At 65.0% G+C, this 17609-nt stretch carries 15 protein-coding genes; 10 read left to right on the forward strand and 5 right to left on the reverse strand.

Translation table 11 applies throughout. From position 1 onward, the window contains the following. Positions 1 to 42: 42 nt before the first annotated feature. From GTP55_RS22925 to clpB, 6 genes are all read left to right on the forward strand, one after another. Positions 43 to 1032 (forward strand): DUF2804 domain-containing protein, encoded by a 990-nt coding sequence (locus tag GTP55_RS22925; RefSeq protein ID WP_161047134.1) that lies wholly within the window; start codon positions 43 to 45, stop codon positions 1030 to 1032. Between the two features lie 16 nt (positions 1033 to 1048). Next, the gene (locus GTP55_RS22930) at positions 1049 to 3454 is read left to right on the forward strand and encodes a bifunctional acetate--CoA ligase family protein/GNAT family N-acetyltransferase (protein ID WP_161047135.1); all 2406 of its coding nucleotides are present in this window, start codon (positions 1049 to 1051) and stop codon (positions 3452 to 3454) included. A gap of 212 nt (positions 3455 to 3666) precedes the next feature. After that, positions 3667 to 4290 carry a hypothetical protein gene (locus GTP55_RS22935; protein ID WP_371868416.1) on the forward strand — a complete coding sequence of 208 codons (624 nt, stop codon included), beginning with the start codon at positions 3667 to 3669 and terminating at the stop codon, positions 4288 to 4290. 78 nt (positions 4291 to 4368) lie between these two features. Beyond that, positions 4369 to 6885 carry a DUF349 domain-containing protein gene (locus GTP55_RS22940; protein ID WP_161047137.1) on the forward strand — a complete coding sequence of 839 codons (2517 nt, stop codon included), beginning with the start codon at positions 4369 to 4371 and terminating at the stop codon, positions 6883 to 6885. After that, positions 6882 to 7340, forward strand: coding sequence for a molybdopterin synthase catalytic subunit MoaE (moaE, locus tag GTP55_RS22945; RefSeq protein ID WP_161047138.1), 459 nt, complete (start codon positions 6882 to 6884; stop codon positions 7338 to 7340). Before GTP55_RS22940 ends, moaE begins: the two co-directional genes overlap by 4 nt. A gap of 65 nt (positions 7341 to 7405) precedes the next feature. After that, a complete protein-coding gene (gene clpB, locus GTP55_RS22950; protein ID WP_161047139.1) occupies positions 7406 to 10003 on the forward strand; it encodes an ATP-dependent chaperone ClpB in 2598 nt (865 codons plus the stop codon). 30 nt (positions 10004 to 10033) lie between these two features. Here the strand turns inward: clpB and GTP55_RS22955 are convergent, their stop codons facing one another. Beyond that, positions 10034 to 10819, reverse strand: coding sequence for a helix-turn-helix transcriptional regulator (locus GTP55_RS22955; RefSeq protein WP_161047140.1), 786 nt, complete (start codon positions 10817 to 10819; stop codon positions 10034 to 10036). 90 nt (positions 10820 to 10909) lie between these two features. Between GTP55_RS22955 and GTP55_RS22960 the strand changes: the two genes are divergently transcribed. Beyond that, entirely contained in the window at positions 10910 to 12142 is a 1233-nt protein-coding gene (locus GTP55_RS22960; protein ID WP_161047141.1) for an MFS transporter, read from the forward strand. Positions 12143 to 12175: 33 nt separating this feature from the next. Beyond that, the gene (gene rraA / locus GTP55_RS22965; RefSeq protein WP_161047142.1) at positions 12176 to 12670 is read left to right on the forward strand and encodes a ribonuclease E activity regulator RraA; all 495 of its coding nucleotides are present in this window, start codon (positions 12176 to 12178) and stop codon (positions 12668 to 12670) included. A gap of 43 nt (positions 12671 to 12713) precedes the next feature. On the opposite strand, the gene GTP55_RS22970 is transcribed toward rraA, so the two are convergent. Both GTP55_RS22970 and GTP55_RS22975 read right to left on the reverse strand, forming a co-directional pair. Further along, positions 12714 to 12929, reverse strand: a complete 216-nt coding sequence (locus GTP55_RS22970; protein WP_229258124.1) for a hypothetical protein — start codon at positions 12927 to 12929, stop codon at positions 12714 to 12716. 2 nt (positions 12930 to 12931) lie between these two features. Further along, entirely contained in the window at positions 12932 to 13189 is a 258-nt protein-coding gene (locus tag GTP55_RS22975; RefSeq protein ID WP_161047144.1) for a hypothetical protein, read from the reverse strand. A gap of 165 nt (positions 13190 to 13354) precedes the next feature. Here GTP55_RS22975 and GTP55_RS22980 point away from each other — a divergent pair, with 165 nt between their 5' ends. Both GTP55_RS22980 and GTP55_RS22985 read left to right on the forward strand, forming a co-directional pair. Continuing rightward, positions 13355 to 14314, forward strand: a complete 960-nt coding sequence (locus GTP55_RS22980) for a 23S rRNA (adenine(2030)-N(6))-methyltransferase RlmJ (RefSeq protein WP_110848742.1) — start codon at positions 13355 to 13357, stop codon at positions 14312 to 14314. A gap of 45 nt (positions 14315 to 14359) precedes the next feature. Then, complete coding sequence (locus GTP55_RS22985) at positions 14360 to 15625, forward strand: EAL and HDOD domain-containing protein (protein ID WP_161047145.1); 1266 nt, start codon at positions 14360 to 14362, stop codon at positions 15623 to 15625. Between the two features lie 3 nt (positions 15626 to 15628). Here the strand turns inward: GTP55_RS22985 and GTP55_RS22990 are convergent, their stop codons facing one another. Further along, the gene (locus tag GTP55_RS22990) at positions 15629 to 16882 is read right to left on the reverse strand and encodes a lipoprotein-releasing ABC transporter permease subunit (RefSeq protein ID WP_161047146.1); all 1254 of its coding nucleotides are present in this window, start codon (positions 16880 to 16882) and stop codon (positions 15629 to 15631) included. Position 16883: 1 nt separating this feature from the next. Next, complete coding sequence (locus GTP55_RS22995) at positions 16884 to 17609, reverse strand: SAM-dependent methyltransferase (RefSeq protein ID WP_161047147.1); 726 nt, start codon at positions 17607 to 17609, stop codon at positions 16884 to 16886.

Here is a 17609-nt window from a genome sequence, read left to right on the forward strand (position 1 = left end):
AGAATAGCGTTCATGACAAGGAAGCCGCATGAAGGTATTGGAATGACGCTGCCCGCCGCCCCCGCCAGCCTGCTCGGCGCCGACGGCCAGCCACTGTTTGGACGCTACGCCGGCCAGGTCGGCACCATCGACTGGAGCCAGCTGGCCGCGCCGTTTTCCCGCAGCCCGCTGTGGCGGCGCTTTCACCACAAGCGCTGGCACTACGTGGCGCTGTGCACCGAGGCAGTATTCTGCGCGGTCGCCGTCGTCGATCTGGGCTGGACCAGCACCGCCTTCGCCTACACCTTCGACCGCAAGGATGGCGACATGCTGGCCAACTTGTCGCAGGACGGCTTGCCGCTGGTGTCGGCCAGGCTGGCCAACCATGCAGGCGAATCGAGCAGCTTCTCGCGGCGCGGCACCCACATCGCGATCGACACCAGCGGCGACGGCAGCTACGCGCTGACGCTGCGCAGCGACTACCTGGAAATTGACGCCAGCTTCGGCCCGTCGCCGTCACCGCTGCTGCTGGCCACCGGGCCGATTGCGCAAGGTTCGGTACACGCCACGCAAAAGTCATCGGCGATGCCGCTGCGCGGCGAAGTGCGCACCTGGCGCGACGAATTCACGCTCGACGGCGGCGTCGCCAGTTTCGATTATTCCAACGGCCTGCTGGCGCGGAACACGGCCTGGCGCTGGGCCTCGGCGCACAATCTGGAACTGGGCTTCAACCTGCAGGCCGGCTATTTCGGCGACCATGAAAACGCATTGTGGCTCGACGGCGACCTGATTGCTCTGGGCCCGGCCCACTTCCTGTACGATAAAAAGGATGCGCTGTCGCAGTGGCACATCTTTACCGAGGACGATATGCTGGACCTGTACTTCACACCGGAAGGCGCGCGCCGCGACAATAAAAAGATGATGGTGGCGGCCAGCCGCTATCTGCAGCCGGTCGGCACCTTCAGCGGCTGGGTGCGCGCCGCGCCGGATCAGCCGAAACGCATGGTCACGCAGCTGATGGGCGTGACCGAAGACCATTCCTCCCGCTGGTAAGCCAACTAAGCCAACCATGAGCATCCGTAATCTCGACCGTCTGTTCCAACCGCGTTCCGTGGCCGTCATAGGCGCGTCGGACAAGCCGCTGCGCATCGGCACGCGGGTGCTGGCCAATCTGCTGGACGGGGAATTCACGCGCGGCGGCGGCACGGTGTGGCCGGTCAATCCAAAGTACCAGCGGCTGCAAGGCTTGCAGTGTTATGCGCGGGTGAGCGCATTGCCGGTGTCGCCCGACCTGGCCATCATCTGCACGCCGCCGGCCACTGTGCCAGGGCTGATCCACGACCTGGGCGCGGCCGGCTGCAAGGCGGCGATTGTGATGACGGCCGATCCGGGCCACAGCGGCGGCCGCGGCCTGCGCCAGCCGATGCTGGAGGCGGCGCGGCCGTATTTGCTGCGCATCCTCGGCGCCGGCAGCGCCGGATTGCAATCGCCGGCGCTGGGGCTGGACGCCAGCTTCACGCAGATGCCGGCGCGCAAGGGCAAGCTGGGCTTCGTCTCGCAATCGGCGGCGCTGGCGACGGCGGTGCTGGACTGGGCCGGCCAGCGCGGCATCGGCTTCTCGCGCTTTGTCGCCATGGGCGATGGCGCCGACGTCGATTTCGGCGACCTGCTGGATTATCTGGCGGCCGACGGCGAAACGGAAGCCATCCTGCTGTGTATTGAACATGTGAGCAGCGCGCGCAAGTTCATGTCGGCCGGACGGCTGGCGGCGCGCGGCAAGCCGGTCATCGTGCTGAAAGTCGGGCGCGATGCGGCGCCGGGCGCGGACCTGGTGTTCGATGCGGCGATCCGCCGCGCCGGCATGCTGCGCGTGTACTCCACCGAGGATTTGTTCGACGCCGTCGAAACCCTGGCGCGCCAGCGGCCGCAGCGCGGCGAACGGCTGGCGGTGCTGACCAACGGCGGCGGCCTCGGTCTGATCGCGGCCGATGCGCTGTCCTGCACCGGCGCGCAACTGGCGGCCTTTTCGCCGGAGACGCTGAAGCGGCTGGCGCAGGCCGGCGCGCCGCAAACCAATCCGGTCGACTTCCTGGCCGATGCGCCGGTCGAACGCTACACCGGCGCGGTGCAGACGCTGTTGAACGAATCCCAGGCGGACGCGCTGCTGTTCCTGCACGCGCCGACCGCGATGGTGGGCAGCGAGCTGATCGCCCGTGCGGTGGCCCCGCTGATGCAGGCGGCCGGCAAGAATGTGCTGTCCTGCTGGCTGGGCGGCAGTTCGGTGGCGCAGGCGCGCCGCGTGTTCGCCGACGCCGGCCTGCCCACCTACGACACGCCGGAGAAGGCCGTCAACGGCTTCCTGCAGATCGCCCAGTACCGGCGCAACCAGGAACTGCTGATGGAAGTGCCGGTCGGCGTGCCGACCACCGGCGCCAAACAGCGGGCGGCAGCGCGCGCGCTGGTGCAGTCGGCGCTGCACGCGGGTCACAGTGAATTGAGCGACGCCGATGCGCGTGCACTGATGGCGGCCTATGGCATCGCGCTGGCCACCCCGCAGCAGGCCGCGCTGGCCGGCGCCACGCTGGCGGCGGCGCGCATCCAGATCAGTCACGATCCGGTGTTCGGGCCGGTGGTGTTTTTCGGCCAGGGCGGCATCGCGGCCGATGTGGCGGCCGATCGCGCGGCCGGGCTGCCGCCATTAAATATGGCGCTGGCGCGCGACCTGGTCGACCGCACCCGCGTCTCGCGCCTGCTGGCGCAGGGCCAGACCCCGGCCGACGCCGAGGCGCTGATCCGCACGCTGGTGCAGGTGGCCGACATGGTGGCCGATCTGCCGGAGTTGACCGAGCTGGATCTGAACCCGCTGCTGGCGATTGGCGGCAGCGTAGTGGCGCTCGGCGCGCGTATGCATCTGGCCAAGGCGCGCGGAAGGCGCGCCGAGCTGGCGATTCGCCCCTATCCGCAGGAGCTGGAAGAGCGGCTGGACTGGAACGGCGGCCAGATCCTGCTGCGGCCGATCAAGCCGGAAGATGGCGCGCAGCACCAGCAGTTCTTCAGCGCGCTGGCGCCGGACGATGTGCGGCTGCGCTTTTTCTCCGCCATGCGCGAACTGCCGCCGGCCCAGCTGGCGCGGCTGACGCAAATCGATTACGACCGCGCCATGGCGTTCATCGCCACCCGGCCCAACGCCCAAGGCCAGCCGGAAACGCTGGGCGTGGTGCGGGCGGTGCTGGATCCCGATAACCAATCGGCCGAGTTCGCCATCATTGTGCGTTCCGATTTGAAAGGGAAGGGGCTGGGCTACATTTTGTTCCAGAAACTGGTGGATTATTTCCGCGCCCGGGGCACGCGCGAGATCGTCGGCGACGCCTTGTCGGAAAATACCGGCGTGCAAAAACTGATACGCCACTTCGGCGGCGTGGTATTGCCGCATCCGGAAGCCGGAATGGTGCGCTTGCAACTGCCTTTGCGATAGCATTCGCGCCACGCTTGAGATATATTGGTGCTACCAAACGCGCCTGCGGGTTTGTTCTAGCGCAAAGCGCCGTTGTCGGGAAACTTTACACTTTTACTTCCGCTATCCAGCCTTGGGAGTCAGTCAGAATGTTAACCGCCACATACACTTTGGTAGCCCTCTCGGTCGAGCAAGCCAGTGTCCGTTTGAGTCTGCTATCGTTTCAAAAGTATGTGCGCACCACGCTCATGCAGCAGAACCGCATGACGCTGTCGCAGCTGGAATACGCTTGCGAAAACCTCAACACCCTGTATCAGGCGTGCCACTGGCGCAAGACCGAGATGTATCTCATCCCGGCGCTGCGCGACGCCACCGAGCGGGCCGATCAGCTATTAGACGAACTCAACCGCCTGAACCAGGCCGCGCTGACCTCGATCCGCCTGCTGCAGGAAAAGCTGGGTTCGCTGGCCGATGTGCGCGACGAGCAGGTCAGCGAAGTGTGCGACAGTATCGACCTGTTCTGCGCTTCGCTGCTGAAACGGCTGGAAAAAGAAGAGCAGGAACTGTTCGGCCTGGCGCGTAACGCCATTGCCGGCGAAACCTGGTTCTCGATCGCCAATCAACTGATGATGCACGACAAGCATCTGGATGAGATGAAACGCTCCGGGTTGCCGCCGGCAGAAGCGGCCCAGGTGTCGGCCCGCCGTCGCGCGCTGCCGGGCGGGGCGGTAGATGACGGCCAGATTTCCATTCCTGGCCTGCAAGTGCTGCCCATCGTCAGCGTGGAGGAAGTATCGGCGCCACCGCTGAAAAAGCCGGCGCGGCCAGCCTTGCGCGACGATGCAATTATGAAATAACCGCCCGGGAGAGCACTAGCCGGGCAAATTTCCCCTGCTTTGCTATGATGGTGGTTTTAGCCATCACCACTGGGCACCATGTTCGATTTCCTCTTTAAGCGTGCGACCGAAACCTCGGCCGTTCCCACAGCACCTGCGGCCACGCCCGAGCAGGATGCGGCTGCGGCCGCCACCGCCGGTCGTCGGGACGCGCAAACGCAGCGCGCCGCCGCGCTGAATGGCAACGAAGCGGCTGCCGTTGCCTTGATCCTGGAGAGCGAGTTTGCCAGCGTACGCCTGAGCGCGGCGGAGCATGTGCAGTCGCAGCCAGCCCTGGAGCAGGTATTGCAGGCGGTGCGCAATACCGACCGCCGCGTCGCCAAGCTGATGCAGGGGCGGCTGGACGCCATCCGTTACCAGCTGGCCGAGCAGCAAAAGGCCCAGGCGTGCCTGGATCTGGCCCATCATATGTTGCAAGATGAGAAACTGACGCCGAACCAGGTGGCGGAGCTGGATCGCCAGTGGCAGGTGGTGGCGGCGGTGCCGGCGCTGGCCGAACCGTACGCGACCGCCCGCGCGGCGCTGGCGGCGCGGCTCGAGGCGCAGGTGGCATTGCAGCGCCGCATCATCGATGCGCTGGCGGCGGTGCGCAAGTTGCCGCAAGCCGGCCTGCCGGCCGGCGAGGCGCTGCAGGCGCTGGAACGCCATGCCGCCGACCAGGCGGAATACCAGCAGGCGCCGGAACACGGCGCCTTGCCGCGCCATCTATTGCGTGACTTCGCTGAAGCCGTCGAGCAGACGCGCGCCGCGTTGACGGTGCCCCCGAAGCCGGCCGTCACGTCCGGCGCTACCCCGTCCCCGGCGGGCGCCGCCAACGCGGCAGCTGGCGTGGCGGAGGATCTGGCGACGGGTGACCTGGTCCCTGCGGCGGCCAACGGTGAGCCGGCCTCCGCTGCCGACGCGGAGGCGGCCAAGCCGGCCAAACCGCCGAAAGCGCCGAAGCAGTCCAAGCAGCCGCCGACGGAAGTCGACAAGAAATTCCTGGAAACCATGGAGGCGCTGGAAGCCGCCCTGGAGCAAGGCCAGCTGCACGCCGCCGCCGAGCACGACAAGTGGCTGCGCGAGCACAAGGCCCGCCTCACGCCGGCCCAGAACGAGCACCTGACCCACGTCCGCGCGGAACTGAAGCGCCTGGGCGACTGGGCCCGCTGGGGCGGCAACGTTTCCCGCGAAGAACTGGTCAAGGCCGTGGAAGACCTGGCCGGCCAGAAAATGCCGATGAGTGAACTGGCCAGGAAAGTCGGCAGCATGCGCGACCGCTGGAAAGCGCTGGACGCGGTCTCCGGCCATGCGCCGAAATCGCTGTGGGAGCGCTTTGACGCTGCCTGCACCAGCGCCTACGCCCCAGCCGCCGCCCACTTCAAGCAACTGGCGGACGAGCGTCACGCCAACGCCGCCAAGGCCGAAGCGCTGATCGCCGAAACCCGCGCGCTGGCCGAATCAGTGGCTGCCGATGGCGCCGACCTGAAAAACGTGGCTGCCGCCGGCCAGCGCCTGCGGCAGATGTGGACCCGCCTGGGCACCATCGACCGCAAGGAAAAACGCAAGCTGGACCACACCTTCGACAAGGTGCTGGCGCAAATGCTGGCGCCGCTGTCCGAGCAGCGCAAGGTGGAAGCCGCCAAGCGCGAGGAACTGATTACCGAAGCGGAAGCACTGGAACCGTCCGACCGCCACACGCTGGACAAGCTGCGCCGCCTGCAGGAACGCTGGCAGGAACAGGCCAAGTCGCTGCCGCTGGAACGCAAGGTCGAGCAGGCGCTGTGGCAGCGTTTCCGCGCCGCTTGCGACGCCATCTTTGCCAAGCGCAAGGAAACCGCCCACGCCGCCGATCACGAGCGCAAGGCCCATCTGCACGCCCGCGAAGCCATCTGCCACGAACTGGAAGAGGCTACCTTCAGCGGCGATGACAAGGCGCAGCTGGCTGCCATCGCCAAGGCGCTGAAGGACGCCGCCAACGCCTGGAATGCGGCTGGCGTGGTGCCGCGCGCGTCCGAAGCACGCATCAACCAGCGCTACCACAACGCGGTCGGCAAGGTGCAGGCGCAGGCGGACGCGATCAAGCGCCGCGCTGGCGCGGCCCAGGCCAATGCGTTGCGCGACAAGCTGCGCCTGAACCAGGCGCTGGAAAATGAAGTCGCCTCGGATGGCGCCGCCATCGACGCCGCCGAGTGGCAAGCCAAATGGGCGGCGCTGCCGTCGCTAGGCAATGATTATGAGCGGGCGCTGCAAGGCCGCTTCAACGCCGCGCTGGAGGCGCTCAACGGCAAGCGCGGCGACTACGCGGCGCAGCTGGAACGCAACCGCGCCCAGCTGCTGGACGAAGTGCTGCGGCTGGAAATCTTGGCCGGCGTCGACAGCGGCGCCGAGTTTGCCCGCGAGCGGCTGAAGATGCAGGTCGAAGTGCTGCAATCGTCGTTGAAATCCGGCCAGAAGCCGCAATCGGCCACCGCCGCCTATCTGCAACTGTGCGCGATGCCGGCCCTGGCCGACGCCCGCACCGCCAGCCGCATCGAGCAGTTGTTCCGCCGCATCGGCGCCTCGGAGCGCGCATGAGCCTGAACGAAGTCCGCATTCAGACCGGGGATTTCGATTTATCGGCCGAGGTGGCGCAGCTGCGCGCCGGCTATCCCAAAGTAGGGGGCGTAGTTACCTTCGTCGGCACGGTGCGCGATCTGAATGAAGGCGCTACTGTGTCGGAGATGGAGCTGGAGCACTATCCAGGCATGACCGAGCAGGCGATCAGTGACATTATTGACAAGGCCAAGCTGCGCTGGCCGATTTTCAGCGCGCTGGTGATTCATCGCGTGGGCCCGCTCAAGCCGAAGGACCAGATCGTGCTGGTGGCCGTCACCTCGGCGCACCGGGGCGAGGCGTTTGCCGCCAGCGAGTTCATCATCGACTATCTGAAGACGGAAGCGCCGTTTTGGAAGAAGGAGCAGACGCCCGCGGGCGCGCGCTGGGTGGATGCCCGCGTCAGCGACGACCAGGCGCTCAACAAATGGTTGTAGCTGCGTCTTGAAAAGCTATCGCTGATCCCTATGTTAGCGATAGTTAAATATATCGGAGCAACACCATGCGTCAAGACAAACTCACCACCAAACTCCAGGAAGCCCTGTCGGACTCGCAGAGTCTGGCCGTGGGCAATGACAACCAGTACATCGAACCGCTGCACCTGCTGACGGCCCTGCTGAACCAGGACGACGGCGGCGCGCGTTCGCTGTTGCAGCGCGCCGGCGTCAACGTCGGCGGCCTGACCAAGGCGCTGACGGCTGCGCTGGAGCGCCTGCCGAAAGTCTCCGGCATCGGCGGCAATGTGCAAGCCAGCCGCGAGCTGGGCGCGGTGCTCAATCTCGCCGACAAGGAGGCGCAGAAGCGCGCCGACCAGTTCATCACCAGCGAAATGGTGTTGCTGGCGCTGACCGAAGACAAGTCCGACGCCGGCACGCTGGCGCGCGAAAACGGCTTGAGCCGTAAATCGCTGGAAACCGCCATCGACACCCTGCGCGGCGGCGCCAAAGTGGATTCGCAAGAGGCCGAAGGCCAGCGCGAAGCGCTGAAAAAATACACCCTCGACCTCACCGAACGCGCCCGCCTGGGCAAGCTCGATCCTGTGATCGGCCGCGACGACGAAATCCGCCGGGCCATTCAGGTGCTGCAACGCCGCTCCAAGAACAATCCGGTGCTGATCGGCGAGCCGGGCGTGGGCAAGACCGCCATCGTCGAAGGCCTGGCGCAGCGTATCGTCAATAACGAGGTGCCGGATTCGCTCAAGGGCAAGCGCGTGCTGGCGCTGGATATGGCCGCCCTGATCGCCGGCGCCAAGTATCGCGGCGAGTTCGAGGAGCGCCTGAAATCCGTGCTCAAGGAACTGGCCATGGACGAGGGCCAGACCATCGTCTTCATCGACGAGATGCACACGATGGTCGGCGCCGGCAAGGCCGATGGTGCGATGGACGCGGGCAATATGCTGAAGCCGGCGCTGGCGCGCGGCGAGCTGCATTGCGTCGGCGCGACCACGCTGGACGAATACCGCAAGTACATCGAGAAGGATGCCGCGCTGGAGCGCCGCTTCCAGAAAATCCTGGTGGACGAGCCGACCGTCGAGGCCACCATCGCCATCCTGCGCGGCCTGCAGGACAAGTACGAGCTGCACCATAAAGTGGCGATTTCCGACGCCGCCATCATTGCGGCGGCGGAACTGTCGCACCGCTACATCACCGACCGCTTCCTGCCGGACAAGGCGATCGACCTGATCGATGAGGCGGCGGCCAAGATCAAGATCGAGATCGACTCCAAGCCGGAAGTGATGGACAAGCTGGAACGTCGCCTGATCCAGCTGAAGATCGAGAAGGAAGCCGTCAAGAAAGAGAAGGATGACGGTTCGCGCAAGCGGCTGGAACTGATCGACGAGGAAATCGTGCGCCTGACGCGCGAGCTGAACGACTTCGAGGAAATCCTCAAGGCGGAAAAAGCCGTGGTGCAGGGCAGTACCCACATCAAGGAAGAGATCGAACGCATCAAGCTGCAGATGGAGCAGGCCACGCGCGAGAGCAACTGGCAGCGCGTCTCGGAGCTGCAATACGGCCGCCTGCCGCAGCTGGAAGCGGAACTCAAGCAGGCCGAGGCGGCTTCGGCCAATGGCGTGTCGCTGGAAAAGAACACGCCGCCGAAACAGCGTCTGCTGCGTACCGAAGTTGGCGCCGAAGAGATCGCCGAAGTGGTGTCGCGCGCGACCGGCATTCCGGTATCGCGCATGATGCAGGGCGAGCGCGACAAGCTGCTGCACATCGAAGAGAAGCTGCACGAGCGCGTGGTAGGGCAGGACGAAGCGATCAATGCCGTGGCCGACGCCATCCGCCGGTCGCGCGCCGGCTTGTCGGACCCGAATCGTCCGTACGGTTCGTTCATGTTCCTCGGCCCTACCGGCGTCGGCAAGACCGAGCTGACCAAGGCGCTGGCCGGCTTCCTGTTCGATACGGAAGAATCGCTGATCCGCATCGACATGAGCGAGTTCATGGAGAAGCATTCGGTGGCCCGCCTGATCGGCGCGCCGCCGGGCTATGTCGGTTACGACGAGGGCGGCTACCTGACCGAAGCCGTGCGCCGCAAGCCCTACAGCGTGATCCTGCTCGATGAGGTGGAGAAGGCGCACCCGGACGTGTTCAACGTGCTGCTGCAGGCGCTGGACGACGGCCGCATGACCGACGGCCAGGGCCGCACGGTGGACTTCAAGAACACGGTGATCATCATGACCTCGAACCTGGGTTCGCATAAGATCCAGTCGATGGAGGATTCCGATCCTGGCGTGATCAAGCTGGCGGTGATGGCCGAGGTGCGCTCGCACTTCCGTCCGGAGTTCATCAACCGGATTGATGAGATTGTCGTGTTCCACGGCCTGGATGAGAAGAACATCGGCGCGATTGCGCGGATTCAGCTGGCTATCCTGGAGCGTCGTCTGGCCAAGATGGAGATGACCTTGCTGGTGACCGACGCCGCACTGCACAAGATTGCCGAGGCGGGCTACGATCCGGTGTATGGCGCGCGGCCGCTGAAACGGGCGATCCAGCAGGAGATCGAAAATCCGCTGTCCAAGCTGATCCTGCAAGGGCGCTTCGGGCCGACCGACACCATCCATGTGGATGTGGCGAATGGCGAGCTGACCTTCCACTAAGGTTGTCTCCGCCGGCCGCCATGTCCGCAGTTATTTAAAAAACGCCGACGGCGAGCAGCCGAAGGTTTTGCGGAACATGGCGGAGAAGGCCGACTGGCTGGCATAGCCCAGCTCGGCGGCCACCTGCGACAGCGGCCTGCCGTTGGCAATCAACGGCGCCGCGTGCGCCAGCCGTGCCTGCTGGCGCCATTGGGCAAAGCCCATGCCCAGCTCGCGCTCGAACAGGCGGGCGAGGGTGCGCTCCGAGGCGCCGACCTGGCCGGCCCAGTCGGCCAGCGTGCGTTCCGCACCGGGATCGGCGATCAGCGCGTTGCACAGTGTTTTCAGGCGCTTGTCGGTGGGCAGCGGCACGCGCACCGGCTGCACCGCGCAGCGCGGAATTTCATCCAGAATCATTTCCATCAGCAGATGCTCGCGCGGCGATTGCTCGCTGCGGTCGTGCTGCTCGAGCGCCGTCAGCAGTTCCCTCAGCAGGCTGGACAGCTCCAGCACCTTGCATTCGTTTCCGGCGAACGGCGCGCGGCCGGCGTACACGGACATCGGCCGCAAGTGGGTATTTTCCAGCACGGTCACGCCATGCACCACGCCGGGCGGAATCCAGACGGCGCGCTGCTGCGGCACGATCCAGCTGCTGTGGTTGGCCTCGACCCGCATCACGCCTTGCAGCGCGTAGGTGAACTGGCCCCAGGCGTGGTGGTGCGGCAGCAGCACGGCGGCCGCTTGCAGGTCGCGCCCGGACATCGTCAGCGGCCGTTCCGCGCTGGGCGTGTCGCTGTGCCAGTCGAAGCGGGTATGGTTGACGATAGGGATAGGCATGGCAGAAAAGCGATAAATGTTGTCGTTCTATCTTAAATCAGACTGGCGCAAATTGCTTACACTTTGGCAAACAACCAAGGGGAAAGCAGTATGAACGACAAGACCTTGCTGCGGCAGGACGCCCGCGTGATCGGGCTGGTAGGGATGGCGCATGGCACTTCGCATTTTTATCACGTGATTCTGGCGGCGCTGATACCATGGCTGAAGCCGGAGTTTGGTCTCAGCTATTCGGAACTGGGGCTGCTGATGACGGTATTCTTCGTGGTGTCCGGCGTGGGGCAGGCGATGGCCGGCTTCGTGGTCGACCGCCTTGGCGCGCGCACCGTGCTGTTCAGCGGCATCGCGCTGCTGGGCGTGTCGGCGGTGATGCTGTCGAGCGCACACAGTTATCCGCAACTGATGCTGGGCGCCTTGCTGGCCGGTTGCGGCAACAGCGTGTTTCACCCGGCTGACTACACCTTGCTGAACCAGCGCGTGTCCAGGGCGCGACTGGCGCATGGCTTCTCGGTGCATGGCATCAGCGGCAATATCGGCTGGGCGCTGTCGCCGCTGTTCCTGACGTCTGTGGCGGCCCGCAGCGACTGGCGCACCGCGCTGCTCAGCGCCTCGCTGTTGCCGCTGCTGGTGCTGGCGCTGCTGGTCTGGAACCGGCATGCGCTGCGTCCCGAACCGGCCGCGATTCCGCTGGCCGGCGCCAAGGCCGGGCCAGCCAACGCCGACGCCAGCGCCTTCGGCTTCCTCAAGCTGAAAGTGGTGTGGCTGTGCTTTGCCTTCTTCCTGATTTCCGCCGTGGCGCTGGCCGGCATCCAGACCTTTGCCGCCACCAGCCTGGTCAGCCTGTACGGCATGTCGCTGGGCACGGCCACCTCGGCCTACACCTGCTTCATGTTGGCGTCGGCGGCCGGCATGGCGTATGGCGGCTTTCTTGGTGCCGGCAGCCGCAACCACGACCGCATCATCATGATCGCCTTTGGCACGGCGGCGCTGCTGGCGCTGATCATGGCGGCGGCCGTGGTGCCGGCGTGGATGGCCGTGGTGCTGATGGGCGCGATCGGCCTGGTGACCGGCATCTCCGGCCCGTCGCGCGACCTGATGATACGCGGCGCGGCGCCGGCCAACGCCACCGGTCGCGTGTTCGGCGTGGTGTACTCGGGCCTGGACAGCGGCCTGGCGCTGGGCCCGCTGCTGTTCGGTGCGCTAATGGATGCACACCATCCGGCCGGCGTGTTCGTGTTTATCGGCATCTTCCAGGCGCTGGTAATCCTGACGGCGGTGGGTGTGGGCAGCAACAGCCGCGTGGTGGCGACGCCAAAAACCGCATAGAATCAAGGCATTTTAACGATGCAAGGAGCCGCCATGAGTTTTGCCACCACCGATTTGTGCGACGACCACGCCAACCTGCTGGAAGACGGCCGCCTGAACGTGCTGCCGCCGGTGTTCAAACACTACGGTCAGCGCGTGCGCTTCTCCGGCCGCGTGGTGACGCTGAAGGTGCATGAAGACAACGCCATGGTGCGCGCCATGCTGGAAACGCCGGGTGACGGCAATGTGCTGGTGGTGGATGGCGGCGGCAGCCTGCGGCGGGCCCTGGTCGGCGGCCAGTTGGGCTTGCTGGCGCAGGACAACGGCTGGTCCGGCATCATCGTCGACGGTTGCATCCGTGATACCGACGAAATCAATGCCTGCGACATCGGCGTGCGCGCGCTGGCGGCGCATCCGCAGAAGAGCAGCAAGAAGGGCGTGGGCGAGCGCAATGTGCGGGTGCAGATCGCCGGTGTGGCGGTCAATCCGGGTGACTGGATTTATGCCGATGCCGACGGCGTGCTGATTGCGCAGCAAAAGCTGGCTTGATGGAAGAAGCCGCAGCGGCACCGTCGCTGCGGCCTGGCCTTGGTTAAGGCTGCTGGTGTTTCTGCAGGTGAGTGCGCAGGCGTTGCTGGAATTCGTCGACATCATCGACCGTGGTCAGGTCATCATCGACTTCGATCATATGGGTAGCGTGGCCCGGCGCAAACGACACCGTAGCCTCCACACCATCTTTCTTCTCCGTCAGGTTATGCCCCTGGACGGCGCCCAGCACGTTGCCGTGCACGTCAGTTACGATGGTCATCTTCATGACATCCCCCCGCCTTGCAAGTTGTGGAAGCAGCCGCCAACGCCCTGGTTGTGGATGGTGACGAAGTAAGTGGCGTTGCCGTTGTTGTCCTTGGCCTTGCGCTGCTGGTCGGCCAGGTGGACCGCGCCCTGGTTGGGGGTTTTGACGTCTGCCGACGCAAACTGGGTGCCGCGGTCGCCGCCGTAGGTATAACTCCAGGTGACGGATTGGCCGGGGGCCAGGAAGGTCAGCGGCCCTACATTATTGAAAGCCATAATCTCCTCCATGAAATAAGTAGCGTCAACGGATGCCGGCGCTACAGTTCCATCTTATTCAGCCCGCATGCCGGCGCTTTGACGCAAACGATATGCGGGCTTTTTTTGGTTGCCGGCGCGATCTGAGGGATAATGTCGGATTGAATCAATCAGGATCACCAGCTTATGTTCTCTTACCGCCATGCCTTCCACGCGGGTAACCACGCCGACGTGCTCAAGCACTTCATCACCATCCAGTTGCTGCAGTACCTGAATCAGAAAGATGTGGCCTACAGCTACATCGACACCCATTCGGGCGCCGGCGTCTACGAGCTGGACGGCGCATTCGCGTCCAAGAACGCCGAGTACGACACCGGCATCGGCCCGCTGTGGAACCTGACGGACATGCCGGCCCCGGTCAAGGAATACGTCGACCTGGTGCGCGGCATGAACCCGAGCGGCAAGATGCGCTACTACCCCGGCTCGCCGTATGTCGCCGACAAAGTGGCGCGCGAGCAGGATCGCCTGCGTTTGTTCGAGCTGCATCCGGCCGACTCCAAGCTGCTGGCCGATAACTTCCGCAAGCTGGACGAGCACGCTGCGCAGCAGGGCATTCGCTCGACCGTGCGTGGCAAGCGCGTGCTGGTCACGCGTGGCGACGGCTTTGCCGCGCTGAAAGCGCTGCTGCCGCCGCCGTCGCGCCGCGCGCTGGTGCTGATCGACCCGCCGTATGAAGACAAGCAGGACTACAAAAAGACCAAGGACGTGCTGGCCGAAGCGCTGGGCCGCTTCCCGACCGGCACCTATGCGGTCTGGTATCCGCTGCTGCAACGCATGGAATCGCGCCAGTTCGCCGACAAGCTGAAGCAGCTGCCGGCTGCGCAATGGCTGAACGTGGTGTTGACGATCAAGACGCCGATGCCGGACGGGATCGGTGGCCTGCACAGCAGCGGCATGTTCATCCTGAACCCGCCGTACACGCTGGAACCGATGCTGAAAGAAGTCATGCCGTGGCTGGTGAAGGCGCTGGGGCAGGACGCCGGCGCGCGCTTTACGCTGGAGACGGGCACGCAGACGACGGGTACGCGCAACACTAGCGAACGCCGTCCACCTATCCGTCAGAAAAATATTGTAAAGAGTACATAATTAGGTATAGGCTGGGGACAAGCAGATTGACACTGGGAGCTCCCCATGATGTTAGCTTCGCCGGCCTCACCGAAATTAGCGGATAATTTCTTCCTCGCGCGCCAGCCCATCCTCAACCGGGGACAGCGGCTGGTGGCGTATGAGCTGCTGTTCCGCGACGCCGGCTCCTACAACGGCGCGCACGTCACCGACGATATCCAGGCTACCGCAACCGTCATCGCCCACGCATCCGAGCTGGGCATGGGGCAGGTGGTGGGCGACCAGATGGCGTTTGTGAACGTGGACGCGGTCGGGCTGATGAGCGATTTCATTCGCTTCCTGCCGAACGACAAAGTCATTCTCGAACTCCTGGAAACCGTCAAAGCCACACCGGCAGTGCTGGCGCGCGTGCGCGAGCTGAAAGAAGCCGGCTTCAGGTTTGCACTGGACGACGTGATCGGCCAGACGGAAGACGTGCAGAAGCTGACGCCGCTGTGCGACGTGATCAAGGTCGACATCAAGGACATGCAGCCCGGCACCTTGCCGGCATTGGCGCGGGTGCTGAAAAATCCCAAACAGAAGCTGCTGGCGGAGAAGGTCGAGACCGTCGAAGAGTTTCAGCAGTGCATGGACCTCGGCTTCGAATACTTCCAGGGCTATTACTTTGCGCGGCCGGTGATTTTGAGCGGCAAGAAGATCTCGCCGTCGCAGATGAGCGTGCTGCACCTGCTGGAACTGCTGGACAATGACGCCAGCAGCGCCGAGATCGAACGCAGCGTCAAGCATGACGCGCTGATCACGCTGAACCTGCTGCGGCTGGTGAACACGCCGGCGGTCGGCGCGCGGCAGCGCATTAACTCGGTCAGCCATGCGCTGATGGTGCTGGGGCGGCGCCAGCTGCGGCGCTGGTTGCAGATCCTGCTGTACGTAAAGAATGGCGGCACGCAGGAATTCACCTCGCCGCTGCTGCAACTGGCCACCACGCGCGGCAAGACCATGGAATTGATGGTGGAGCATCGGCAGCCGGGGCAGCGGGTCAGTGCCGACATCGGCTTCACAGTGGGCGTGATGTCGCTGATGGACACCTTGTTCTCGATCCAGATGCGCGACGTGCTGGAAAGCGTCAACGTGCTGGACGACGTGCGCGGCGCCTTGCTGCACCGCGCCGGCGACTACGGCAACATGCTGAGCCTGATCGAACACCTGGAAAGCGGCCGTGACGGCCGTGTGCTGGCGCAGATGCTGCATCAGCTCAGCCTGCGGCCGTCCGACCTCTACGCCATTCAGCTGGCCGCCATCGAGTGGGTCACCGAATACACCCGCGGCATTTAGAACTCACTCGTAGCGCAGCGCCTCGGCCGGATTGGCGCGCGTGGCCCACCAGCTTGGATACAGCGTGGACAGGAAGGACAGCACCACCGCCACGCCTACCACGCCGCTCACGTCGCTCCACAACAGCTGCGACGGCACCGAGGTGATGAAGTAGATGTTCTTGTCGAGCAGCTGGATGCCCAGCAGGTGCTCGATGCCGCTGGCGATTTGCGGCAGGTTCCAGGCGATCAATATCCCCAGCGTGGCGCCGGCTGCCACGCCCATCAGGCCCGACAGCAAGCCCTGCACCATGAAGATCTTCATGATCGACGCCGGCCGCGCACCCAGCGTGCGCAGGATGGCGATGTCGGCGCGCTTGTCGGTCACCGACATCACCAGCATCGCCACCACGTTGAACGCGGCCACGGCCACGATCAGCGTCAGGATGATGAACATCATGTGCTTCTGGCTCTGCACGGCGGCGAACCACGTTGAATTGCGCTGGGTCCAGTCACGCACCAGGTAGTTGCCGTTGAGGCTGTTCTTGAGTTCGTGCGCGATCTGCGGCGCCTGGTTGGCGTCGGCGATGCGCAGGCGCAGGCCCATCGGCGCGGTCAGGTGCAGGATAGCTTCCGCATCCTGCATGTGGATGAGGGCCATGCCGGAGTCGAATTCAAAGTGTCCGACCTCAAACGTGCCAGCCACCGTGAAGCGGTAGGTCTGCGGCATCAGGTTGTTGACGGTGGACTGCTGCGACGGCATCGCCAGCACCACGTGGTCGCCGGCCTTGACGTGCAGCGCCTTGGCCAGTTCCGATCCAAGAACGATCTGCTTGGCGCCCGGTTGCAGCATGTCCAGCGCGGCGGCGTTCTTGCCTTGCATGAAATCGGCGACCTTGGCTTCCTGTTCCGGCAGGATGCCGCGCAGCAGCGCCGGCTTCATGCTGTCTTCCTGCAGCAGCATGCCCGGCAGTTCGACGAAGGGGGCGGCGCCCTTGACCGCCGGATTGCGTTCGGCGTCGCGCGCGGTGGCTTGCCAGTCCGTCAGGATGCCGCGCGCGTCAAACACTTCGATGTGCGACAGGATCGAGATCATGCGCGCGCCGACGTCGCGCTGGAAGCCGTTCATCACCGACAGCACGACGATCAGCGCCGCCACGCCGAGGCCGACGCCGGCAATCGATACCAGCGACATGAAGGAGATGTAGCTGTTGCGGCCACTGCGGCGGCCGGCACGGATGTAGCGTAGGCCGATCAGCCATTCATAAGGCGTCGTCATCTTATTGCCCCAGCAGCAGGAACACGGTCGGCTTCTTGTGGAAGTCCGGCGCCGGCGCGGTTTTCCACTGCGCCGCCGTCATGGTGCGGATGGTTTCGGATGGCAGGCTCAGATCGGTCGCCACGCACACCAGCGTGCCCGGCGCGCAGGCGGCCACCAGCGCTTCCAGCATGGCGGCGTTGCGGTACGGCGTTTCGATGAAGAGCTGGGTTTGCTTTTCCTTGCGCGAGCGCAGTTCCAGTTCCTTGATGCGCTTGTCGCGCTGGGCGGCGTCGGTCGGCAGGTAGCCGTTGAAGGCGAAGCTCTGGCCGTTCAGGCCGCTCGCCATGACGGCCAGCAGCAGCGACGACGGCCCGACCAGCGGCCGCACCGGAATCTTGTGCTGATGCGCCAGGCGCACCAGGTCGGCGCCGGGATCGGCCACCGCCGGCACGCCGGCTTCCGACACCAGGCCGCCATCCTGGCCCGCCAGCAGCGGCGCCAGCAGGTCGGCCAGCGCGGCGGCCGGGGTGTTGACGTTGAGTTCGGCGATTGTGATTTCCTGCATCGGCTTGCACAGCGGGTGCCGGGCGCCGACCAGCTTCAGGAAGGCGCGCGCGGTCTTGGCGTTTTCCGCCACGAAGTAGTCGAGCTGCGAGGTGATGCGCTGTACCTGCTCAGGCAGCACGTTGGCGAGCGCTTCGGTCTCGCCCAGGGTATTCGGGATTAAAAAGAGGGTGCCGGTCAT

This window comes from Duganella margarita (assembly GCF_009857535.1).
Classification (GTDB): domain Bacteria; phylum Pseudomonadota; class Gammaproteobacteria; order Burkholderiales; family Burkholderiaceae_D; genus Rugamonas; species Rugamonas margarita.